This is a genomic window from Aurantivibrio plasticivorans, assembly GCF_055392955.1.
Genome location: NZ_AP036020.1, coordinates 667,145 through 689,464, shown reverse-complemented (window position 1 = coordinate 689,464; position 22,320 = coordinate 667,145). Strand labels below are relative to the sequence as shown.

The window sequence follows — 22,320 nt, the reverse complement described above, 5'->3', positions numbered from 1 at the left end:
TTTACACCCCCACCAAGAACGACACGCCGGCTGCACCGATTGTTTGTTGCTGTTTTTCATCTAAAGAATCATTGTCAGTAATTCTTTGTTCACGATATTGGTGGTAACACTGCAACTGATCGTGAAAGGTAATTTCTTGGGGACAATTCACACCATAGCGATCGCGATGCATAGCCGGCAACCTATACCAAGGCTCACCGGATTTAACGTGATGAACATTGTGGTAACAAAAATTCAGCACGAATAGATTGAGAACAGGATATTTTCGACTGAGGAGGTTTGAATAGGTATGTTGCTCTTCATAAGCCCTATCAAATTGCGGCTTGCTTCGAGGTTGGTCAAGAGTCAAACGAATCTCATACGTGTGCTGATAAGCATCCATAAAGCCAAGGACAGTGATACACAAGAGGTAGGCTAGCCAATAGATAACCAGCAATTGAATATTGATACTGGCGACCAGCGCAAAAAATGCAACGCGAGAAGCAAACACTAATAGAAATCGCTTCCGCCATTGCACATGCTCGTCGACAATCCATGGACTGAATAATGCCAATATATGCGTCAAAACTTCCGCTGCGGGCAAGTGGTAACGCTGACCCAGTGTGACAACCTTTCGCAACATGTCATGACGCTGCAAAAACTGACGATAATCCAGTGTGACAACATCACAGCGCTCGGCATGATGCCGAAAATGCTTGTTTTTCAAGTGTTGATAAGGATGATATCCAGCACCTAATAGCCAGCAGATAAAGGCACCCATTTTTTCATTGGTTTCTACTCGCCTAAAAATAATATTGTGCATACACTCATGAGCAAAGTACGCCATTATTATCATTAGGTGCGCACAATATAGTGCTGAGAGCAAGACAGCCCAATACGCCCCTAGAGCCGATTGTACATCGGCGTAGAAGACGACTAACGACATTAAACCTATGACGACGTACACAATTAATACCGTATTAGGCAACACTGCGTCGTCGTATCGGTATAGCTTACGTAAAAAGCCTGAATTTAGATGGTTAAGCACCTTGATTCCCAGCCAGGTCGTCCTGCTTGTGATTCGCCTTACATAGGTCGTCCTACATAAGGGGTTAATCTCAAAGGCTCAAAAGCCCTAGAATAAATGACTATATCGCTCTAGCTCCCACTGAGATATGGTGCGATGGTACTCGTTCCATTCGTCACTTTTATACTTAATAAATTCTGATTTCAATTCTTTACCAAGTACACGTTCCGTTAGAGGATCCTCGTCAAACGCCCGAACCGCCTCTTCCAAAGTACGCGGCAAAAATTCTATACCCCTATCTCTGCGCTCAGCCTCTGTTAAATCATACAGGTTGTCTTCTTGCGGTATACCGGGATCGATGCCTTCTCGAATACCTTCTAGCCCCGCTGCTAATGCCAAGGTTGCTGCCAAATAGGGATTCACCGCACCATCAGCGTTACGAGATTCACAACGCCCTCCATTCATCGGCACGCGAATAGAGTTGGTGCGGTTATTCGAACCAAATGAGTTAAACACTGGAGCCCACGTAAAGTAAGGCATGTCACCTTGTCGAACCAAACGCTTATAGCTGTTTACTGTCGGCGCAAATGCCGCACACAACGCGCGACCGTGCTTGATAATGCCGCCAATAAACTGGTAACCCAACTTTGTCAGCCCCAAACCATTCGGATCATCTTTGGGACCACATTTAAATAGGTTTTCTCCGGTATTAATGTCGTAGAGCGACATATTAAAATGCGCTCCATTACCTGTTTTGCTAGCGAAGGGTTTTGGCATAAAGGTAGCGACCAGCCCTTCGTCGCGAGCAAACTCTTTCGCCATCAACTTTAAAAACGTAAATCGATCGCAACTTGTTAGCGCATCGGCGTACATAAAATCGAATTCAAATTGGCCATTGGCATCTTCGTGATCAAATGAATATAAATCCCAACCTAACTCATTGATGCAGCTCGCCATTCGGTCTAGCCAGGTGAATTGATGAAGAAAACCTCGTGCGTCATAGCATGGTTTAGTCAACTTATCTTCTTCATTGGGCACGGCGAGGCTGCCATCGTCATTTTTTTTCAGTACAAAAACTTCTGCCTCGATGCCTAGGTTCATCCCAAAACCCATTTCTGCGGCTTGGGCCAATACCTTCTTCAAGGCAACCCGCGTGTTGAGCGGGTAAGGCTCACCTTTGAAAGTATTGTCCGCTGGCATCCAGGCGATTTCTGGCTGCCACGGCAATTGAATAATATGATCAAGATCTGGCACGGAAGCGATTTCATCATCATTAGGCGCTTGACCTAACCCATCTAATGCATAGCCTGTATATAGCTCAGAGCCATGAGCCATGTGTTCCAAGTGCGATATCGGGACTACTTTACCTTTTTGAACACCGTGAATATCGACATAGGCTCCAAGGCAGTATTTCACGCCCTTTGCGATTAGCTCTTCTTGGATCTGTTTAATTTCAGCATCTGTTTTCATTGCAACCTCAACAATTTTTCACAAGCAATGCGATATACGATTACAAGCGCTCAAAATAGGAATGATTGAGTGGCGGCTCCTCTTGCTTTCCTTTTTCCACTAATACACACAAATCCTCGACCATCCATGCAAACAATTCTTCTCCTTTTGATTGGGTCGCCAGGCTTGGCGTTCCTGTCACGCCATTCTTACTCGTACGATTTACAGGATGAGAAAATATTGAATTAACAGTACGGTCTTCATCGTCGCTATCCGCGCATTTATCTGCTCGCACCATTTTGTCGTCGATTGCCAGCATCAGCGAGGTTTCCGCGTCGTTCGCATGCCAGTCTTCCGCATCGCAAAAGTGCGCTTGTTTTACTCGTTCACTAATTTCTGGGGTATTTATTAATGCAACCATCATGTCATCATGCTCCGCGCGCAACATTTCTAGCGCACAACGTAATGGAGCAAAGTTTGTCACATGCGCATTGATAATGAATAAACGCTTAAACCCCGAGCGATACACCCAATCACCAATGTCTTTTATTACATCAATCAGCGTCTTTGGCTGAAGGGCAATGGTACCTGGCCACCGCTGAGAATGACCGATAGAACAACCGTATGCTTGAGTGGGCAACAGTGCCACATCGACCTGTTGAGCGACTGCGCGACACACGCGCTCAGCTATACTCGCATCCACACCACAACCCAGTTGAGGGCCGTGTTGCTCTGTTGCACCGACTGGAAGCATGGCCGCGTCTACGCCACTTTCACGCAATGTGAGAATTTCTTCCCAGGTCATGTAGTACCAGCTGTTCATACTTGTTCTCACAACACACTTGGCACGTCGTCACTGACGTGAACCATCCGAACCATGTTTAACTTATCTTCGGATACATCATCAGCCTCTTCCGGCGGATGGATGAGTTCTTCTAACCGTCGCTTAGTCGCCATAAACTCTTCACTCAACAATTGGGAAGGGTCTCGCGGCTGAGGGACCGGTACTTCAATTAATTCCTCGACCTCGCCGGGATGTGCCTTTAGCACTAATATGCGATCCGCTAAATAGATCGCTTCATCGAGATCATGGGTAATAAACACAACGGTAATATCGATGTTGCGCCAGATTTCCATTAGGTGGGATTGCATTTTTCCACGTGTTTGAGGGTCCAATGCACCAAACGGCTCATCCATCAACAGTATCTTGGGTTGATTTGCCAGCGCTCGGGCAATAGCCACACGCTGCTTCATTCCACCTGACAACTGATGGGGATAACTATCTGCAAAATTTGATAGCCCAACGAGATCTATCCACTGAAACGCTTGCTCTTCCGCCGCCACCTTGCCGATACCGGACTCCATAAGTCCAAACATTACATTGCGTTTTACCGATAACCACGGGAATAACGTATACCCTTGAAAAACCATACCACGGTCAGGCCCAGGACCGGTTACCTCGTTCCCATTGAGTAACATTGACCCGCTACTAGCGCTCTCTAAGCCTGCCAGAATACGAATCAACGTTGACTTGCCACACCCTGACGGCCCGATCACGCAGACAAATTCTCTGCGGTGCGCCTTAAAGTTAATATTTTTTAGTGCGGTTACCTGGCCCTTCGGAGTTTCAAAATGCTTGTATAGATTTTTTACTTCGAGTGTCACCGGGCGATCCTTTAAACGATCAAAACGGTCTTTCACGCTATCCGATTGATCTAAGTAGCTAGGCTTTTTAATATCATCCATATGCTATACCTCAGCTTCTTTTTTCTGCCACGGGAACAAGCGGGCACCAATGGCCGCTAGCAACATATCGATCGCCAAGCCAATAATGCCAATCATCATAATTGCGGCAAAGACGTTTTCGAAGTTCTTGTAACGCGCTTGCTGAGTTATAAACCAAGTAATACCTGAGCTTGTACCAATGAGTTCTGCAACAATTAAGTACGTCCAGGCCCACCCCAATAAAATTCTCATATCACGATATAAGTCGGGAAGCACACCCGGCACGACGACTTTAAACAATAGTGATTTGTTTTTTGCACCTAAGGTTTGAGCAGCCTCTAACAAAGAAGCGTCTAACTTTCTCGTCGTATTCGCAATCACTAACACTTGCTGAAAAAATGTACCAATAAAAATAATAGCTATTTTAGGTGCTTGATATATCCCCAAAATCGCCACCGCTAACGCACCAAATGCCGGCGCAGGTAGGTACCTAAAAAACTCAATGAATGGTTCGAAAAGGCGTGAAAAAAAATCGTACGTACCACCTAAAATGCCAAGCGGCACTCCAAACAATGAAGAAAGAAAAAACCCCCAAAAAATGACTTGGATACTGCTCCACAAACTTTCATGCAGCCATTTTTCGCTTCGTCGTTGCGGCTCTGTAGTAAACGAGGTGTAAAATGCACGCACCACCTCATGAGGGGCAGGGAGATAAATAGGGTTTGCCCGAGCTCCTTCAGGAAGCGCTAGGCCTTCTGCTATTGCCGTTTGCTTCTCGGTTTCAAATAATTCACGCTCAACCAGCATCCCTTCTTGAAAATACGATACGCCACCTTTATTTTCTATCTGTATCATCGGGTGCCATATAAAGGGCACATAGCTGACCACACACCAGATAATAATCGGTAAAGCGAAACTCAGGAGCGTTACCCAGCGACGCGGCCGCGGCGGAAGTTTTTTGCGCACGGCCAAAAGGCTTGCAGAAGACATAGCAATCTCTTAACGGTCAGTGATATCAAAGTCGATAGACAATGTTTCCGTAAAGCACGCAATAGCCATGTATGCAAACTACTGCGCACTTTTCGATAGGTTACATTGACTCCATTAGGCTTGTGTCAATGTAGCTGTCGATCGACTGTGCTTCTTTATACACGTCGTTCGCGAGATTAAAATCATCAGAGATTTTTGAAGAACCATACAACGAACCAAAACCATCTCCTTTACCCAAGAACGCTTTCGCCTCGTCGAGAGTCAATATTTTGGTGCCGTCAATAAAACCTTTGTATTCTTCAGGCGGCAAACCGACGCGTGCAGCCATAATAGAGATCGCTTCTTCGCGCGTTGCTGGGTCATTTAAATAACTGACAGCCATGTACCATGCTTTAAGTACTTTACCCCAGTCACTTTTTCTCGCGGCAAGACTCGACGGCGACACCGCAAGCACATCATAAATAAGGCCTGGTTCATCTGCACTGGAGTATATTCGAGTAGAGCCTGGCACTAGGTTCAAGGCCTGGCCCGAATTAGGTTGCCAGGCAACAATGGCATCGACATCTCCGGACGCCAGCACTTGCGGCGTTTCGTTGGTTGGTACATTAACTAGCTCGACATCTTTTTCTGTCATGCCATTTTTTTCGAGCGCATTTAATAACAACAGGTGCCCCACAAAACCAATTTCTACGCCGACTTTTTTGCCTTTCAAGTCTTTTACAGATTTGATACCTGGTTTAGCCACAATCATGTCATTGCCATTACTGTAGTCATTAACCAAAATCATCACGCTTTGCGCACCGGTTGCGCCAGTCACTAACGCATCACCATTCGTCATTGCAACCGCGTCTAGCTGACCTGCTGCAAAGGCGTCCATACTAGCGACATAGTCAAACCATTCAAACTCAACATCGACGCCGACCTCTTTGAACATCTCTTTTTCAATAGCAATTTCCCAGGCCACCCAACCAGGCCAATCGGAGTAGCCAATCTTGAGTGGTTCTGCTGCATGCACCGCAGCGGTCATTAGCAGGCCAGTCATGATTCCTGCTAGTCGTTTCATTGCTCTGCTTTTCATTGTTCACCCCTTGATTAAGTCTTGAAGGCACGTGATTTAGTAAAGTCGTGTGACCCCAGTGCGTTACGGTGCTCTCTAAGCCAGTATTACTGGAACGCATTTAGGTAATACTGACAAAGCAACCTACGTGCCACCGCCCCTGAATACAGTAACCTACTGATAACTATGGGTATTTAACCAAGAAGGGTTTCGCGCGATGTGATCAGAACGTATACAAAGGGTGCGAAAGGCGCCATGACGCACCAAAAAAGGGAATAAATTGAGACAACGATAAAGCGTTAGACACGCTCATTAATCACAGTGCCGATGGCTTGGGATGAGCGAGCTATAGGGGCAGACGCTGAAGCGCTATACTGTTGAGGCGGTGTGGCTGACCTAGCCAAATCAGGTGCTGTTGACTCAATTAACTGCAACGCTATTTCAGCCACCAACTTTTGGTGCTTCGCGGAAGGCGGCAAAGGGGCTAGCGTAGAAGATACCGATGAAGCCGATATATCCATTGTAATTCCACCTGAGCGACCGCGTTAGTCGAGGCGATAATCCAACGAAAATATAATACTTCGTCCTTGTAGCGGGTGGTCTATGGGAATTGACGGATCACCTGGCTCCAATGCCTCTTCATCGAACGCATTATGTATCACCAACCCCATATCCCAATGACCAAAAACGCGCTCTTTAAAAAGGTTAATGTTGACCAAGGTATAGTCATCGAGATCATCCCGTGAATCAAACGAAGCCCGTTCTCGATCCGCAACATGACGTAACGAACCCGTTAATTGCCATTGGTCGTATAGCTGCCAGTCTACTCGCATCGAAATAAGCTGTTTCGGTGCCTCCGCAACCGGTTCCTTTAACTGAGAATTTTCAGTGTCTTGCCAGGCGAAATTCCCGGACAGCGTGAGCGCGTCATTTAACGCCCAACTTGCCTCCATCTCTACACCATGGCCATCTTGATCATGGGAATTTTGCGCTACTTTTTCGCCAACGTTCATCGGGTCAGGCACGAAATTAATGAGCCCGTCGATATCATATCGATAGATACTAAATTGTGTATTCAGAGCGTAGGAATACCGATAGTTAAAAACCAACTCAATGGTGTCGATGGTTTCAGGATCGAGGTCCTCGTTACCCAAAAATACCGGATTGTTTTTTGCGAACAACTCGCTCAATGCTGGGGCGCGAAAAGCACGGCCATAAAGCAGCTTGGAGGTTAACTTGTAAGTCGTTTCCCAAACTAGCGCCAAACGAGGATTGGTGGTGCTTCCAAAATCAGAATAGTCGTCGTACCGTAAACCAGCGGTCAACACCCAGTCACTTGCCATCACCCATTCATCCTGCAATGACACGTGGTACGCATGGCGATCAGTGTCTTCCAAGAAAATAAAAGATGTACCTGTTATATCCGTTAAGGAGCCGTCCACAACCGGCTGAGACCCATCAATGACACCTGGACCAAAATTAAGTCTTTCGTTGATCGCAGTTTTCTGATGTTTATAACCTGCCGCAAAACGAATATCGTGATTTTCGAAGCCAGTAAAATGTTCAACCAGGTCAATGGAATAGTAATCGTCTTGGCCTCCAGGGCGCGCGAGGAGACCATCAGGGAAGAAAACAACACCGGCGGGAGCCACGGGATTAAAGTTGCCATTGCTATCAATAGGCAATACGGCACCGGCAGGGAAAATAGTGTAATGGTTTTTCTGCTTTAGATAGTGGTAATTAACGCTAACATCTGTCCGCCAATCATCAAACCGATCTTCCGTTGAATAGTTCGCATCAAGTAGGTGTTGCAAATAATACTGATTGCCGGTTGGATCTAACGCGTCAGCTATACCCGTACCTAACCCTGCTTCATCCTGGTAATAGGTGTTAAGCGTAAATTCCCAGTGTGGCCGAGATAGTTGAATCTGAGTATTAATGTATTCGTAATGCGTATCAGCTGAACCAGGTGCATGGGATACACTGGTAAGAAAGATTTCATCTAAAACGGTTTGGGTATCGCGCTCTACTGTTCTGCCTTCGTCCCCTTTACTTTGCTCTGTTTCTAATTGCACACTTAACGCCCAATCGCCCATTTCGGTTTTTGCTTTCAACCAACCACCATAGGTGTCGTAGGACCCAGCAGAAACTCCCACCTCTAAAGCGCCGAGGTCGTCATTCCCATAGGTAATGATATTGATCACGCCAGCGAACGCATCAGCACCATACACAGCTGAGCCGGGACCTCGAATAATTTCGATACGGTTAATATTTCGGATAGGGAATTTGCGCATGATGATTCGCGCACCGCTATAGACCTCCGATAACGGCGTACCGTTGAGCAACACCAAGGTTTCTGGAGCAGCCTCGGTATAGATTCCTCTCATCGATATATGAGACCCATACCGATCGAGAACGGAAACATGTACGCCTGTTACAGTGCGCAATACATCCTCAAGCGAATTGGCGCCCAAAACGCGAATATCTTCAGCCGTGATGACTGACGTAACAGAGGGAGCTAGGCGCTGAGGTTTGCTGGACCCGGTAGCAATACTAACTACCTCTTCATCGCCATAGAGAAATTCAACGCCTTCATCGATAAAATCTTGCGCGACGGGCTGCTGGGCGAGCAGGAGCCAGCAACATCCCAGCATCACACTCACACTTGACCGACGACAACCTTCCATAACTACACCACTCCAACACGACTCAAAATAACCACTTAATAGATCGATCAAAGAAGCCGGGCACTACCCGCGCACTCTCTTTATCAAGTGTAGAAGTGATTGACGCGTTTGATAGGGTATTTTCGTAGGAAGAGTAAAATAGGCTCGGTTTTAGGCGTCAAAGCGTTCAATAACACGTCAAATTGGCGCGAATTTCATCTATAAAACTATATTGAGCGCTGAGCTTTGGTTAACTAAGAGCCTAGCGGCTGTGATCATGATGATGATCTTGTTTATTGCCCTCAACATGCTCTCGCGAGTATCCGCGCGCCTCGTTGTAACGAACCACTTGCGCAGGTGTCAGCAATTCCTTTTGCTTTATGTGGGTTTTTAAATGCACCTCTCGCACTTGTGCATACACGGCACCTAGCTCAATCATTATCGAATGCAGCTTTGTTTCTGTCGCCATTTTCGATGCAAACAATTGATCGAGCTGTCGCTCTAAGTCAACCAATCTTGCCCCTAAAGGCTGAGACTGAGCGGACATCGCCGCAAACAAACTGTGTGTTTGACTTTTTTGCTCATCACTTAACTGCAGCTCTTCAGATAGATCTAACACATGTTTTGGGCCCGGATATCCGTTCAATTCTGCCGCTCTTGCCAACCCCATTCCCTTACCAGAAAGATAGCCTGACACTTGCTCGCTGGATAACGCTTTGATTTCACGTTGTTGCTCAGAAACGTAGGGAGACTTTTCATCTGCATTTGAACAAGCCGACCCAATGCAAAACATAACTATCAACAAATGTTTCATCAATATTCCTCTAAATAGTTTCAGCCTTTACTGCGCTGCAATGGGTAACTGTCGTTTGCAGGTTATTGTTCGGCATGCGATAACGCTACTTTTTTACCGGACGTTTACTCAGCTTGCGCTGCAATGTTCGTCGATGCATTCCCAATGCGCGTGCCGTCGCAGAAATATTGCCATCATGTTCTTGCAACACCCTTTGAATATGCTCCCATTCCAAGCGATCAATAGATGGTGGATTAAATTCTTGAGCTGAAGCACTTGAGGATGCCCCACCGGTCTTATCTTGAAATGCATTTAAAATTTCTTCGACATCCGCCGGCTTGCTGAGATAATTCACAGCACCCAACTTAATGGCGTCAACTGCCGTGGCGATACTTGAATAGCCCGTCAACATCACCAATTTCATACCGGGTTGCTTGGCAAGTAGTGCAGGTATTAATTGCAAACCGGAAGCTTCGGCTAGTTTTAAATCTACAACCGCTTTTTGATAAGCATCCTCACTGGCTTTTTCAAGCGCTGAGTCATAATCGTTCGCGACGCTTACCGCATATCCGCGCCGCGTCAGCGCTCTTTCAAGCACTTGCGCCAACACCACATCATCATCGACCACGAGTATAGATTCTTGGCTATCAGTATCATCTTCCACTTACTTACCTATTTTTCCGATTCAACCAGTGGGATCAGAACGATCAGTGTTGTACCGCCCGATTCTCGATCTTTTATCTCTATTGTACCGCCAGCACGGGAGATAGTAGCGTTACTCAAGAATAAACCCAGCCCCAAACCTCGCCGTTTTGTCGAAACAAATGGTTGGCCCAACTGTTCACGAACATTGCTGGAAATTCCCGCGCCATCATCTTCAATGACAAAACGCATCTGCTGCTTATTCCAAGTAATTGTGATATTGACCTGATGATGACAAGCGTCTGCTGCGTTGTTCAGCAAATTAATTAGTGCCTGATCAAGCGTAGAGTAAAACTCAGCGGTTTGTTGATTATCGTCTTGTAAACTAATACTTGCTACCACATCCGGGCGCAACACCTGCCAACGCTCAATGACTTTTTCAGCAAACTGATGTAAGTTCACGCGGTAATCTCCGCGGCTTTCATTTGCTTCTGCTTGTATTGATAGATCTTTCAATGTCTTAGTACAAACTTGAACTTGCTGTTTAAGCAGAGACATATCCTTAGCAAGGTTGCCATCGCCGCTATAATCATGAACCATTTCATCAACTAGCACTTTCATTGTCGTCAACGGCGTTCCTAACTCATGAGCCGTCCCTGCTGCCAACGTTGCTACTGCCAGTAGTTGTTCGTCTCGAAGATTATCTTCCCGCTGCTGATTAATTAATGCTTGCTGTGCCTTTAAGGCATTTGACATGCGAACAACAAAATAACTGATCAAGATCACACTTAAAATAAAATTAAACCACATACCCACGACATGAGCATTTAGATAACTTGCTCCGTGATGTGCATGAGATGATGGAGCTAGGCCGGGAATCGGTATGTTATAAATCAGCAACACGCTGTAGCAAACAATGGAAAGCAATGCCAGCGCCCAAGTAAAACGCCAAGGTAACGTTACCATCGAGATGGTGACAGGCACCAAGTAGTACGAGATAAAGGGGTTGCTCGCACCGCCACAGAAAAAAAATAAAACGCTAACCGCTAGAATATCGACGACTATTTGTACGGAAAATTCCAATGCCGTAACAGGCCAAGGCTGACGTAGGCGTAGCGCCATGACAATATTAAGCAACACAAACGAACTGACCAACCAAATCAGCAGTACATAGGGAAGCTCAATCGCATAGAGCCAATAACTGACGGCCAAGCCGATCAGCAACGCGAAAATCAAAAGACCACGAATAATTAATAATAACGCCAAGTTTTGACGGGGGGCTGCAATGGCGGGAACGTTTGTTTTCATGAGGCGGCGACACTGATTAGACCGATCAAGCCACAGTGTACTGTATTTTGTAGCGCATCTCGATTGAACTTAATGCAATCGAGATGCAAATAGAAGGCGCTAGCGGTTGATCATCGAATATATCTAGAAGTGATAGCTCACTCCGGCACGAACGTTTCGGCCGGCACCCGGCAAACGCTCACCCACCGCCACATCTGCGTCGGCGACACGATTATAACCATTCAGGTGTACTGCGTATTTCTTATCAAATACATTGTCGATACCTAATACCACGTGAAGCCGATTGGCAAATTGCCAGCGCGCATCAATATGCAACAAACCATAACCTGCCGAGGCTTGTTCATTGTTGTAACTAGAGACTTTGTCTTGCTTGGCGACCAATTCAGAGGTGGCACTGAGATCCCAATTACCCAGAAGTGCTCCTAAGGTTAAACTGTGATTGAGCGGCGCAATGCGATACAAATCATCGCTCACATCATCACGCTCGCCACGCACATAACTTAAGTTTCCACGGTAGTACCAATGCTCAGCAAAGCTTCCTGTGTAGCCAATATCGGTACCGTATAGTGTTGCTTCAACATTGTTAAACTGAAGCGCAGGCTGACCACCCATCATCGTTGAGATCATGTTGACTTGCATGGCATTGGGCAAATTTATCTGCGAAGTGCCTTGAATGTAATCATCCACTCTACGATAAAAAAGTTGTGCAGACACAGCAAAAGTCCCGCGATCTACATCCATGCCAACGTTTAGTTCGCGAGCCGTTTCATTCTCCAGATTCAGATTACCGACATAATTGCGACCGTCAGCTAACCCACCAGTGGCTTGCAATGGCGCCCACAAATACAACTCTTGATAACTAGGTGCACGCGTTTTTTGTGCAACACCCGCAGACAGCACGGCATGGGATGATGCGTGATACGCTAACTTGGCAACCACATCGGTATTGCGCTCATCTCTGTCGCGCTCACTCGCATTGAACTGTACTGCCAGCGGGGCGACCATCATCGGACCGCTCACCTCATCCGCATCAGACTGCCAAGAATTACTTCGAACCCCAAGCTCCCATGACAATGCATCACTTTTTGAAATCCACTCTGCATAGAGTCCAACAATCGTTTTTTCGACATTGTTGAAATTGGCAACCGCAAACATCGCATTGTTGGGGTTGCTGATGTCAGAATTGTGTAACGCTTTTGAATAATCTACGCCGGCATTGATATAGCCAACCCCAAGCGGGGCATGAACAGCAAAGTTCGCATGATCGTGATCACCGGTAGCATAGTTATTCCGATAACGAGTAGGGTCCACAAGGAAGCGATGACTAAAATTATCCATCTCGTGTTCAATATCTTGCGTACCAATTGCAGCACTTAATGTCATGCCACCCACTGCGATAGAGCCATCAACATTTACTGTATCGGCATCAATATAGAGAATATCCATCGGCAACGATGCCGTACCCGTGTCTTCTGTTGCAATTTGCGTGACATCGATATTTAACGTGGAATTGTCTGTTTGCAAAGCGTAAAAAGCAGCTACACGGTTGCGACGAAAGAATGTATTGGGCACGTCGCCATCAACGTAATCTTGATCATCACCTTCCTGATAGCTATAGGCGACACCCGCTTTTTGTTGATCATTCGCGACAGCCGCCAATACACTCGAATGCGCACCGCCGCCGTTACCATTGTACAAGCTGGTGACACGTACCTGCGGATGCCATTGAGCATCTTCGGAAAACTGACCGCGCTGACTGGTCACCGCCATGTGCCCGCCCAAGGTTTCTTGCGCAGCACTGACCGACGCAATACCGCGGCTCACTGAGAGTGTTTTGACGTCTGAGCCCGGCACAGACGAGATCGGCGCATCCATCGCGTTGGGACCACCCGGAAATAAAGTCATTCCATCAACCGACACATTTACCCTATCGCCACTAGCACCGCGATATTGAGGCAGCGCCGTTAGCGGCCCATTGCGATTGATATTCGCCCCGGGCACCCATTTTAAAATGTCACCCGTGTTGCCAATTTTTAGCGCATCTCCTTCGAGAGACAGACTATTTTCGACCAGCTGAGATTCACCCACCACGACAATTTCATCTATGTTGCTGTCAGCAACACATACACCAGCCATCAAAGCGGCGGGGGCTATAGAAAGTTGCAGACAAGATAGCAATGAGCTTCGGCGGGATAGATTGTTGGCCATTTTATTCACCTCTTTTTATATGGCCGCCATAGTAGAGGGTTAGTAAGACTGGAGCGATGCGACAAATTGTCGCACCTCTGGTGTAGCCAGCTACTCCAGCAATTGATATTTACGCAAGTAGCCGCGCAACTGATGATAACTCAGACCCAAAAACTCAGCGGTTCTACGCTGATTGAACTGACAGTGCGCCAAGGCTTGTTGCAGCATGGTTACCTCCCTACCCTGCCAAAACTGCTTAAAGTCTTGCGAGGCGCTCTTAAAGCGCTCAAAGTCATCTGCACACTCTGGCTCCACTTCAACTTCGCGCATCGGCTGCCCAGTAGGTTCACTCTCTTTTTGCGTGGGACGAAATGGCGAAGCAAACGGGTCAAAAACGAGGTGGTCAATGGGCTCATCCGGATCAATAGAGCGGTAGACCGCCCTCTCCACAACATTTTTAAGCTCACGAATGTTTCCCGGCCAAGCGTAAGCCTGAAGTTGCTGTTTCGCATCGGCCGAAAAACCCGGAAAATAATCACGTCGCATCTCCTTCACCATCCCCATGGCGAACACTTCAGCAAGAATCTCAATATCCTCGGTTCTCGCCCGCAGCGGCGGAAGGGTTATCACATCAAACGCTAGACGATCCAGCAAATCAGCCCGAAAGTCCCCTCGCTGAGCCAAGGTAGGCAAATCACCATTGGTTGCCGCCACCAAACGAACATCCACCTCGACAAGCTTGTCTCCACCCAAGCGAATTAGTTCACCATACTCTATGACGCGAAGTATCTTCTCCTGCACGGCGACTGACGTCGTTGCCAACTCGTCTAAAAACAAGGTGCCGCCATCAGCTCGCTCGAAATAGCCTTTATGCTGCTTAGTCGCGCCACTAAACGCTCCAGCCTCATGACCAAATAACTGAGAATCCAGCAGAGACTCACTAATCGCCGCACAGTTAATTTTAAGAAACGGCTGCCCCCAGCGCTCCGATAAAAAATGAATTCGGGAAGCGATCAGCTCCTTCCCCGTGCCCCGCTCGCCCACGACCAGCACCGGCTTGTTCAGCGGCGCCAGCCGAGAAACCTGCTCCTGCACCTCTAAAAAGGCAATGGATTCACCCAGCATGCGTGTCGTCGATTCTGAGTTCATAAAGCCACCCTTAACTAGCTATTTTGACTATATATTAGCGTATTTACCCTATTAATAGTTATTTAAACCACTCTCCATATTCAACCAAAATTAAATCAAGCCAACAAACACAATAAAATCAATAAGTTACGAATCGAGATGCAGTTGGCACAGCCTTCGCTATATAAGAATGCAAATCAACTGTCTTAACCGCTATACACGGATTCAATACACGAGGTGAAACATGGGAATTTTTTCACGCATAAGCGACATCATTAACGCCAACATCAATTCATTACTGGACTCCGCTGAAAACCCAGAAAAAATGATCCGCTTGGTAATTCAGGAAATGGAAGAAACCTTGATTGAGGTGCGAACCAACTCAGCCAAAATCATCGCGGAAAAAAAGGAGTTGCTACGCCGAAATGATCGCCTACAGAAGCAGGCGGACGACTGGCAAACTAAAGCCGAACTAGCACTTAGCAAAGACCGAGAAGACCTAGCCAAAGCGGCACTAATTGAGAAGTCCACTGTGGTAGATCTGGTCAGCGTCATCAAAGAAGACCTAGACAAGCTCGACGATACGCTAACCCGCCTCACAGACGAAATCGAACAGCTACAGCAAAAACTCAATGACGCGAAAGCGCGACAAAAAGTTATCGCCATGCGCACTCGCGCAACAGAATCACGAGTGGGTGTTAACCGTCACCTCAATAGCAAAAACTACGACAGCGCGATGGGGAAGATGGACTACTTCGAGCAGAAAATTGAAAAGATGGAAAGCCAAATTGAGGCAGACAATCTCGGCAACCAAGGCTTACAAGGCGAATTCGAAGAACTAGAAAAGCAAGACAAAATAGATAAAGAACTTGCAGAGCTGAAAGCCAAAATGACGAAGCCAGAATAATCGTGTTGTTCGCTGACAGTATATAGTTTGCCATAGGGGAGAGGCGACATGGAGTCACGAAGTCATCTATATATTTTGCTGACTGCTGGATTACTGCTATCAGCGAGCTTAGTACACATGTGGTTTAGCGGAAACATACATTTTGGCCACGGCAAAGAAGCTATATGTAGCAACGGTAAAGAACAAAGCAGTAACGGAGTACAGGTGAAGATCAACTTGCAACATTCCACCTGGATTTGGACTCAGTGCAAAAATTCTTAACCAACCGGTAATCATTCACCACCAGTAATAAGGAGATAGGCATGAAATTACTCGACCCGCTAAGACAAGCAAAAATTGAATACTACTTTCAAGTCATGTTTTCAGCTTTGATCTCTATTGGCTTCACGCTGATCTTAGCTATAGCGACAACACCCGGATATTTTGCAAACGCCAGCCAACTGACCGGGGCGTAACAAAAGCGCTTCACAATAGCAGACGCTTGAAAATAGCGAGTAGAGCGACAACAATGACTAAGTTTATCGCCGCACCTAGTCGCTAAAAGACTCACTTTAAACTTCAACCATGTAATAGGGATTCAGATTTACCAATGACAGGCTCAAACATTATCGGCCTCGTGGCCGTTATTATGGTATTCAGCATTCCTCTGTGTCTCATTTGGGCGCGGGTATTAGTCATTCGCTATCGCTCCCAACAAGCGGAGGTCGGCACAGCGGAAGCAGAGGAACTACAACGCCTGGACGATCTCGCAGAGAAGTTATCACAACGGGTTGCGACACTAGAATCAATCCTCGATAGCGAAATACCCGGCTGGAGAGATGAACATGAACAATAACGTCCCTTTTCTACGCGACCGAGACAACCGTGTTATTGCCGGCGTTTGCTCTGGCCTCGGAAAGTATTTCGACGTCGAGCCACTATTCGTTCGCATTGCGTTTGTTGTGGGTACAATATTTTGGCCACTGACTATCGTCGCTTATATCATTTTAGTCTTTACAATGAGCAAAAAGCCTACTGACTTAAGATCAATGGGTGAAGACATCAGCTCTAGCCGAGTTGGCAAACGGGTAAAATCCATCGACTACAAACGTGGCCTTCATAAAAATCGTCGCGATAAAAAAATTAGCGGCGTATGCTCTGGCATTGCCGAATATATTGGCACCTCGCCGTTCGTCGTAAGACTGGTTTTCGTGTTGGCAACCTTTATTTTCCTCGGCCTCTTTGCACTCGTCATCTATATTATCGCCGCTATTCTTATGGAGGACGACCCAGATTATTTAGCGTATAGAAAGCAGTGCACTCGTGGAGACACCAGCTATCGAGAGTGGCACAGGCGCCAGTGTCAGCAAAATCACAGGGATCAACACTATGCCCAGCCATTTAATAAGCGTGACTTGCAACGCACCACTGAGCGCTTTGCGACACTAGAGAAACAATTACAGCGCCTGGAAGCAACGATCACATCAAAGAAGTTCAAACTTCACAATGAATTCAATCGAATGTAAACAATTAGCAGATCTGAAGGTATAGGAGCAGAAGAAAAATGGAAGAAGTGATGTACATAGTCCTTATAAGCGTCGCGTCGGTCGCGTTTGGACGCTACTTAAAGCATCGTCAACGTATGCAAGAAATAGCCGCCAAAAGAGAGGCATCGCCGGACATACAAAAAGAAATCGCTGAACTTCGTGATCGTGTAAAAACACTCGAAACCATCGTCACAGACAAAGGATATCAATTACACGAAGAAATCGAAAAACTCAACGGATAACCTCAGCTTCAATAGCAAAGGACTGTGATCATGCCTATTCCAGATGCCGATAAACCACTTGAAACTCTGCGCGAAGAATCGATCGACCAATTGATTATGAACTATGGCCATGGACGGTTATCTCGATTTGCATTTGAAGAGCGATTAGATAAAGCAATTTCGGCACACGAGCATCAGCAACTGATTGAAATTAGCGAAGACTTAGAGCTAGAAGTAGACGAACAATTTATCCAAGTAAAACGCGCCGAAATGGGTAGTCGCTACGCGAGTGCTCCTAGGGCTAGCAAAGAAACGTTTTTTAACATTTTTTGGGGTACGACGCGAACAGGAAACTGGAAGGCACCCAAAACAATTTATATGATTAACCTGTTCGGCGGTGCCGAGCTAGATTTTACAGAAGCCACCTTCGACAGCAACGATACCACCATTAATATCATCTGCGTGTTTGGAGGAGTTAGCCTTCTTATTAACGACAACTTTAAGGTGAAAAGTAGAATGCTCGCTTTTTTTGGCGGAAGCGACAATCACTCAGGCTCCACATCGCAACCTCAAGGGCCAAACATAACCATTCAAGGCATCGCCCTATTTGGCGGAGTCAGTACCGAGATCAAATACTCACTCAGGGAAAGTTTGCGGGGTTTTGCGAAACAAATAAGGAATGAAATTCGATAGTAAGAACAGCCTAAAGCTCATCTATCCGCTCTTTCGGTATCATCGTGACAGTAATAATTGCAGCCACTATCAAAAAGAATAGGAAAGAATAAAACGCAGGATTGTAAGTCCCAAAGTTGTCATACATCCAGCCTGCCAATGGCAATCCTAACACCTGTAAAGGCAACATCATGGGACGAGACAAGCCCATTACCTTACCAAAACCTCTACGACCGAACAATTCACCAACGGCCGAACCATGAAGCGGCACCACACCGCCCATACCAAAACCAAAAATAATTGACGCAATAGACAGCGTCCACGCTTGTTCGACCTCGGTCATCATCGCGATACCAATCCATTGGGTGCCTATGGCCCAAAGAATTGCGTTCCCAATACTAACTTTATCCGATAAAACACCAAAAAATACTTTACCCAAAACACCTGCCAGCGCTCCGTAAGCTAAGATTTGCGCGGCATCATGCTTTTCGATTCCCATATCAACGGCCAGCGGGATCATGTTAGTTAACGTTGCGCCCATACCACAAAACGTTAGACCAAAAGTCAACGTGACCGCCCAGAATGATCTCAGCTTAACAATCTCTTGCCATTTAATATCAAATGTAGGTTTTGGAGGCACCGGAATATTGTCTAACTTAAGTCGACGACGACCATCAGGCTCCTGATCTTTCTCCTCCGGAGTACCCACTACAAACAATAAAACCACCGGCACAACAATGAGTATGGTTGCCACCGAGAATATTTCTAAACTGCCACGCCAACCAAAAAGATCAATTAACCAGGTCGTCACATTAGGCATCACTACGCCCGACAACGACACCCCCATGGTTGCAATACCCAATGCCATACCACGTTTCGCGACAAACCAATTGGCTACCAATTTTGCTGTCGCGAGCTGCCCCATGATTGATGTGCCCACTGCAGTCAATAACACCAACACGATATAAAATTGAGTCATGCTTTGCGCAAACGACAAGCAAGCAAAACCAATGGAGCTGATCACCGCCCCCAAGGTCATGATGTATTTTATGTTAAAACGATCCAACGCATCGCCTACCCACGGAGCAATAATCGCCCCGGTCGCATTGACTAACACGATACCCATATTGACGCCCAACCGGGAACCGCCGCCGAGCTCTTCAGCAATAGGTAAGAAAAAAGCGCCGTAACTGTAGAAGAAAAAACCCACTGCGATAAAGTCGACCACAAACGCCACCATGACGATTGTCCAGCCGTAAAAGTATTTTGAATCGCTCATGGTATTCCTAAAGTGAACTACTGAAAGACAAACAAGCGAGCACAACTGCTCGGTAAGAGACTTGATAACCAGTATAGGATCAAAACTGGCCTGAGATTATACGCTGACATCGCACTATAACGAAGCATCCCGGCGTAAAGATTCGCTACGGGAGCTGCTTATTGGCGGCTGGACAAACTCCATAAACCGCCTTAATAGCACGCTATAAATTACTTTCTAGTGCGAGGTTTTTTATCGCCACCTCGAAACTTCTTTGGCCCGCCACGACGTTCACCATCGTCTGATTTGCGACGGGGGCCTTTCTTGGCGAATTTTTCATTGCCATGACTTTTTCCACGACCATCACGCGCATCCTTACCTCGACGATCTTTGCGGTTTCCATCAGGCTTATCATTACGCTTACGTGATGACCTACGGGACTGCCCGTCATCAGCGCCCGTAAATGCGCGCATGTTCAGTTTTTGCTGACAAACCCACACGCCTTGAAGGTGTGACAGTACCTCCGGTGGCATTTCTGCAGGTAAATCAACCACTGAGTAATCGTCAAAGATTTCAATATGGCCAATGTATTTACTTTCGATATCAGCTTCATTGGCAATAGCACCCACAATATGCCCAGGTGCAACGCCATCACTGTAACCTACATCAATTCTAAATCGCTGCATGTCCACATCGGGGAAGTCTTTCAACGGCTTTGCATTGGTGTCGGCCAATGTTTCATCTTTTTTACGGCGCTTACCTTTTTGCGCAGGTCGATCATCATCCCACTCTCGCTGACTACGAGATTCTTTTTTAGCGGGTTTATCTTTCACCAAAAATGGCTGATCACCTTGAACCATTCGCGCCAAACCGGCCAAAGCATCTATCGCATCAATTTCTCGTGATGAAATATAATCAGTAAGCATTTGTTTATAAAAGTCCAGGTCATCCGCCTGACGCGCCTCATCAATACGCTGCATAAATCGCTCAACTCGCTGCGTATTAATATCTTGCTCACTAGGCAAGCGCATGAGTTCGATAGGCTGTTTAGTCGCACGCTCAATCGCCTTCAGCATGCGTCGTTCGCGATTTGCGACGAACAGAATGGCTTCGCCTTTACGCCCGGCACGTCCGGTTCGACCAATACGATGGACATAGGCTTCGGTATCAAACGGAATGTCGTAGTTAATGACATGAGAGACGCGCTGAATATCGATACCCCGTGCTGCCACGTCAGTTGCGATCAAAATATCCAATTTACCGGCACGCATTTTCTCAATAGTTTTTTCACGCTGTGCCTGCGCCATGTCGCCATTCAGCGCATCAGCACTGAAACCACGTGCGCATAATCGATCCGCCAATTCGGTCGTTGAGATTTTTGTACGCACGAAAATAATCACACCATCAATAGGCTCAACTTCGAGAATACGCGTGAGTGCATCCAGCTTATTAATGCCCCCTATTGGCCAATAGCGCTGCGTGATTGCTGTTGCGGTTTGGGTTTTTCCAGCAATTTTGACTGTCTGCGGCTCGTTCAAATAATTCTGAGCAACCCGCTGGATTTCTTTTGGCATGGTTGCCGAAAACAGTGCCGTTTGACGGTCATCCGGCGTGTGCTCCAAAATCCATTCGACATCATCGATAAATCCCATACGTAACATTTCATCCGCTTCGTCTAAGACGAGCGCACGAAGCTGATCTAGCTTCAACGTTCCACGACGCAAATGGTCCATCACACGCCCTGGCGTACCCACTACGACTTGAGGATTAGACTTCAGCTGCTTTAACTGCGTCGAGTAACTGGCGCCACCATAGATGGGCAACACACGAAACTGCGGAATGTGGTGCGCATAAGACTGGCATGCCTCCGCTACCTGAATAGCCAGTTCACGGGTCGGCGCCAATATAAGTAACTGGGTGTAACGCGCCTTCGGATCTATACGCGATAGCAACGGTAACGCAAAAGCAGCCGTCTTGCCGGTACCTGTTTGTGCCTGCCCTAGTAAATCGCAACCATCGAGAAGAATGGGGATACTCTGCGCTTGAATCGGCGATGGCTTTTCATAGCCTACTTCGGAAATAGCTTTTAAAAGATGCTCGGGCAAACCGAGACTAGCGAAGTCAGTGACTTCTGGGGCATTGGTCATAATGGATTCCTGGTATACCGCAAAGCACAAACTGCAAGGCAGGAGAAAGGCGATAAGTGTCGAACTGAGAAAAAGGGGGCGGGAGTATACAGGAAATAGTAGAGCGAGGCTAAATTTTCATCAGCCCCGCCAGAGATTTTCTTCGTTACACCATGCAAAAAGCACAGAATTTGTTGCCATCCAGATCCCTGAAGTAGGCCCCATAGAAGGTATCGGTACGCATACCGGGCTCTCCCTCATCGCTACCGCCAAGTGCTAGCGCTTTTTGATAAAACGCATCAACGGCTTCTTTGTCTTTCAACGATAGTGAGACCATCATGCCATTCCCCACGCTAGCAGGCTCTCCATTGAAGGGCGCTCCAACACCAAGCAAAGGCTTGCCTGGCTCTACACCCCAGAATGTCATGTGGTCATTGCCGAAGAATTGTTTACCACCAATCAATGCCAGCAACTCATCAAAATAAGCAGCCGACTTTTCTCTATCATTTGTACCCACAGTTACATAGCCAATCATCTTTCACTCCTCATCGTATCAATGCCTACCTTGCGTGGTAAGACTGTCATAAGTGGTAGACACCATTGTATTCGCTTGCATTTTGCAAGTGAATAGAGGCGGCAAAGAAAGGCTGAAATCGAGG

The 22,320-nt window shown here is 46.7% G+C and carries 22 protein-coding genes; 6 read left to right on the top strand and 16 right to left on the bottom strand.

The window, feature by feature from the left end; genetic code table 11:
• Nucleotide 1: 1 nt before the first annotated feature.
• The 13 genes from ACZ5NB_RS03140 to pspF all read right to left on the bottom strand — a co-directional run bounded on the left by ACZ5NB_RS03140 (nt 2) and on the right by pspF (nt 14,972).
• Entirely contained in the window at nt 2-1,027 is a 1,026-nt protein-coding gene (locus tag ACZ5NB_RS03140) for a fatty acid desaturase family protein (RefSeq protein ID WP_460231402.1), read from the bottom strand.
• A gap of 87 nt (nt 1,028-1,114) precedes the next feature.
• The gene (gene glnT / locus ACZ5NB_RS03135) at nt 1,115-2,476 is read right to left on the bottom strand and encodes a type III glutamate--ammonia ligase (RefSeq protein WP_460231401.1); all 1,362 of its coding nucleotides are present in this window, start codon (nt 2,474-2,476) and stop codon (nt 1,115-1,117) included.
• A gap of 40 nt (nt 2,477-2,516) precedes the next feature.
• The gene (locus ACZ5NB_RS03130; protein WP_460231400.1) at nt 2,517-3,278 is read right to left on the bottom strand and encodes a creatininase family protein; all 762 of its coding nucleotides are present in this window, start codon (nt 3,276-3,278) and stop codon (nt 2,517-2,519) included.
• 8 nt (nt 3,279-3,286) lie between these two features.
• A complete protein-coding gene (locus tag ACZ5NB_RS03125) occupies nt 3,287-4,201 on the bottom strand; it encodes an ABC transporter ATP-binding protein (protein WP_460231399.1) in 915 nt (304 codons plus the stop codon).
• Between the two features lie 3 nt (nt 4,202-4,204).
• Nucleotides 4,205-5,170 (bottom strand): ABC transporter permease, encoded by a 966-nt coding sequence (locus ACZ5NB_RS03120; RefSeq protein WP_460231398.1) that lies wholly within the window; start codon nt 5,168-5,170, stop codon nt 4,205-4,207.
• Nucleotides 5,171-5,270: 100 nt separating this feature from the next.
• On the bottom strand, nt 5,271-6,248 hold the full coding sequence (locus tag ACZ5NB_RS03115; protein WP_460231397.1) for an ABC transporter substrate-binding protein: 978 nt from the start codon (nt 6,246-6,248) through the stop codon (nt 5,271-5,273).
• 278 nt (nt 6,249-6,526) lie between these two features.
• Entirely contained in the window at nt 6,527-6,748 is a 222-nt protein-coding gene (locus ACZ5NB_RS03110) for a hypothetical protein (RefSeq protein WP_460231396.1), read from the bottom strand.
• Nucleotides 6,749-6,772: 24 nt separating this feature from the next.
• Nucleotides 6,773-8,914, bottom strand: coding sequence for a TonB-dependent receptor plug domain-containing protein (locus ACZ5NB_RS03105; RefSeq protein ID WP_460231395.1), 2,142 nt, complete (start codon nt 8,912-8,914; stop codon nt 6,773-6,775).
• A gap of 241 nt (nt 8,915-9,155) precedes the next feature.
• The gene (locus tag ACZ5NB_RS03100) at nt 9,156-9,707 is read right to left on the bottom strand and encodes a Spy/CpxP family protein refolding chaperone (protein WP_460231394.1); all 552 of its coding nucleotides are present in this window, start codon (nt 9,705-9,707) and stop codon (nt 9,156-9,158) included.
• An 85-nt stretch (nt 9,708-9,792) separates the two neighbouring features.
• Entirely contained in the window at nt 9,793-10,350 is a 558-nt protein-coding gene (locus tag ACZ5NB_RS03095) for a response regulator transcription factor (protein WP_460231393.1), read from the bottom strand.
• Nucleotides 10,351-10,358: 8 nt separating this feature from the next.
• Complete coding sequence (locus ACZ5NB_RS03090) at nt 10,359-11,636, bottom strand: ATP-binding protein (protein ID WP_460231392.1); 1,278 nt, start codon at nt 11,634-11,636, stop codon at nt 10,359-10,361.
• 123 nt (nt 11,637-11,759) lie between these two features.
• Nucleotides 11,760-13,844, bottom strand: a complete 2,085-nt coding sequence (locus ACZ5NB_RS03085) for a TonB-dependent receptor (RefSeq protein WP_460231391.1) — start codon at nt 13,842-13,844, stop codon at nt 11,760-11,762.
• Between the two features lie 90 nt (nt 13,845-13,934).
• Nucleotides 13,935-14,972 carry a phage shock protein operon transcriptional activator gene (pspF, locus tag ACZ5NB_RS03080; protein ID WP_460231390.1) on the bottom strand — a complete coding sequence of 346 codons (1,038 nt, stop codon included), beginning with the start codon at nt 14,970-14,972 and terminating at the stop codon, nt 13,935-13,937.
• 223 nt (nt 14,973-15,195) lie between these two features.
• Between pspF and pspA the strand changes: the two genes are divergently transcribed.
• The 6 genes from pspA (at nt 15,196) to ACZ5NB_RS03050 (ending at nt 18,298) form a co-directional block, all read left to right on the top strand.
• Nucleotides 15,196-15,858 (top strand): phage shock protein PspA, encoded by a 663-nt coding sequence (gene pspA, locus ACZ5NB_RS03075; protein ID WP_460231389.1) that lies wholly within the window; start codon nt 15,196-15,198, stop codon nt 15,856-15,858.
• Nucleotides 15,859-16,160: 302 nt separating this feature from the next.
• Nucleotides 16,161-16,313 carry a hypothetical protein gene (locus tag ACZ5NB_RS03070; RefSeq protein ID WP_460231388.1) on the top strand — a complete coding sequence of 51 codons (153 nt, stop codon included), beginning with the start codon at nt 16,161-16,163 and terminating at the stop codon, nt 16,311-16,313.
• Between the two features lie 134 nt (nt 16,314-16,447).
• The gene (gene pspB, locus ACZ5NB_RS03065) at nt 16,448-16,693 is read left to right on the top strand and encodes an envelope stress response membrane protein PspB (RefSeq protein ID WP_460231387.1); all 246 of its coding nucleotides are present in this window, start codon (nt 16,448-16,450) and stop codon (nt 16,691-16,693) included.
• Nucleotides 16,683-17,363 (top strand): PspC domain-containing protein, encoded by a 681-nt coding sequence (locus tag ACZ5NB_RS03060; protein ID WP_464107827.1) that lies wholly within the window; start codon nt 16,683-16,685, stop codon nt 17,361-17,363. The genes pspB and ACZ5NB_RS03060 overlap by 11 nt, the downstream gene beginning before the upstream one ends.
• A 38-nt stretch (nt 17,364-17,401) precedes the next feature.
• Nucleotides 17,402-17,626, top strand: a complete 225-nt coding sequence (locus tag ACZ5NB_RS03055; protein WP_460231385.1) for a hypothetical protein — start codon at nt 17,402-17,404, stop codon at nt 17,624-17,626.
• A 30-nt stretch (nt 17,627-17,656) separates the two neighbouring features.
• Nucleotides 17,657-18,298: a hypothetical protein gene (locus tag ACZ5NB_RS03050; RefSeq protein ID WP_460231384.1), complete on the top strand. Its 642-nt coding sequence runs from the start codon at nt 17,657-17,659 to the stop codon at nt 18,296-18,298.
• 10 nt (nt 18,299-18,308) lie between these two features.
• Here ACZ5NB_RS03050 and ACZ5NB_RS03045 read toward each other — a convergent pair whose 3' ends face one another.
• The 3 genes from ACZ5NB_RS03045 to ACZ5NB_RS03035 all read right to left on the bottom strand — a co-directional run bounded on the left by ACZ5NB_RS03045 (nt 18,309) and on the right by ACZ5NB_RS03035 (nt 22,196).
• Nucleotides 18,309-19,556, bottom strand: coding sequence for an MFS transporter (locus ACZ5NB_RS03045; RefSeq protein WP_460231383.1), 1,248 nt, complete (start codon nt 19,554-19,556; stop codon nt 18,309-18,311).
• Between the two features lie 209 nt (nt 19,557-19,765).
• Entirely contained in the window at nt 19,766-21,682 is a 1,917-nt protein-coding gene (locus ACZ5NB_RS03040; protein ID WP_460231382.1) for a DEAD/DEAH box helicase, read from the bottom strand.
• Between the two features lie 145 nt (nt 21,683-21,827).
• On the bottom strand, nt 21,828-22,196 hold the full coding sequence (locus tag ACZ5NB_RS03035) for a VOC family protein (protein ID WP_460231381.1): 369 nt from the start codon (nt 22,194-22,196) through the stop codon (nt 21,828-21,830).
• Nucleotides 22,197-22,320: the final 124 nt, after the last annotated feature.

Bases quoted from the DNA above. Each gene is read 5' to 3' on its own strand.
- ACZ5NB_RS03110 (WP_460231396.1), bottom strand. From the start codon at position 6,748: ATGGATATATCGGCTTCATCGGTATCTTCTACGCTAGCCCCTTTGCCG.
- glnT (WP_460231401.1), bottom strand. From the start codon at position 2,476: ATGAAAACAGATGCTGAAATTAAACAGATCCAAGAAGAGCTAATCGCA.
- ACZ5NB_RS03115 (WP_460231397.1), bottom strand. From the start codon at position 6,248: ATGAAAAGCAGAGCAATGAAACGACTAGCAGGAATCATGACTGGCCTG.
- ACZ5NB_RS03035 (WP_460231381.1), bottom strand. From the start codon at position 22,196: ATGATTGGCTATGTAACTGTGGGTACAAATGATAGAGAAAAGTCGGCT.
- ACZ5NB_RS03090 (WP_460231392.1), bottom strand. From the start codon at position 11,636: ATGAAAACAAACGTTCCCGCCATTGCAGCCCCCCGTCAAAACTTGGCG.
- ACZ5NB_RS03045 (WP_460231383.1), bottom strand. From the start codon at position 19,556: ATGAGCGATTCAAAATACTTTTACGGCTGGACAATCGTCATGGTGGCG.
- ACZ5NB_RS03085 (WP_460231391.1), bottom strand. From the start codon at position 13,844: ATGGCCAACAATCTATCCCGCCGAAGCTCATTGCTATCTTGTCTGCAA.
- ACZ5NB_RS03130 (WP_460231400.1), bottom strand. From the start codon at position 3,278: ATGAACAGCTGGTACTACATGACCTGGGAAGAAATTCTCACATTGCGT.
- ACZ5NB_RS03070 (WP_460231388.1), top strand. From the start codon at position 16,161: ATGAAATTACTCGACCCGCTAAGACAAGCAAAAATTGAATACTACTTT.
- pspA (WP_460231389.1), top strand. From the start codon at position 15,196: ATGGGAATTTTTTCACGCATAAGCGACATCATTAACGCCAACATCAAT.
- pspF (WP_460231390.1), bottom strand. From the start codon at position 14,972: ATGAACTCAGAATCGACGACACGCATGCTGGGTGAATCCATTGCCTTT.
- pspB (WP_460231387.1), top strand. From the start codon at position 16,448: ATGACAGGCTCAAACATTATCGGCCTCGTGGCCGTTATTATGGTATTC.
- ACZ5NB_RS03105 (WP_460231395.1), bottom strand. From the start codon at position 8,914: ATGGAAGGTTGTCGTCGGTCAAGTGTGAGTGTGATGCTGGGATGTTGC.
- ACZ5NB_RS03050 (WP_460231384.1), top strand. From the start codon at position 17,657: ATGCCTATTCCAGATGCCGATAAACCACTTGAAACTCTGCGCGAAGAA.
- ACZ5NB_RS03100 (WP_460231394.1), bottom strand. From the start codon at position 9,707: ATGAAACATTTGTTGATAGTTATGTTTTGCATTGGGTCGGCTTGTTCA.
- ACZ5NB_RS03055 (WP_460231385.1), top strand. From the start codon at position 17,402: ATGGAAGAAGTGATGTACATAGTCCTTATAAGCGTCGCGTCGGTCGCG.
- ACZ5NB_RS03060 (WP_464107827.1), top strand. From the start codon at position 16,683: ATGAACAATAACGTCCCTTTTCTACGCGACCGAGACAACCGTGTTATT.
- ACZ5NB_RS03040 (WP_460231382.1), bottom strand. From the start codon at position 21,682: ATGACCAATGCCCCAGAAGTCACTGACTTCGCTAGTCTCGGTTTGCCC.
- ACZ5NB_RS03125 (WP_460231399.1), bottom strand. From the start codon at position 4,201: ATGGATGATATTAAAAAGCCTAGCTACTTAGATCAATCGGATAGCGTG.
- ACZ5NB_RS03120 (WP_460231398.1), bottom strand. From the start codon at position 5,170: ATGTCTTCTGCAAGCCTTTTGGCCGTGCGCAAAAAACTTCCGCCGCGG.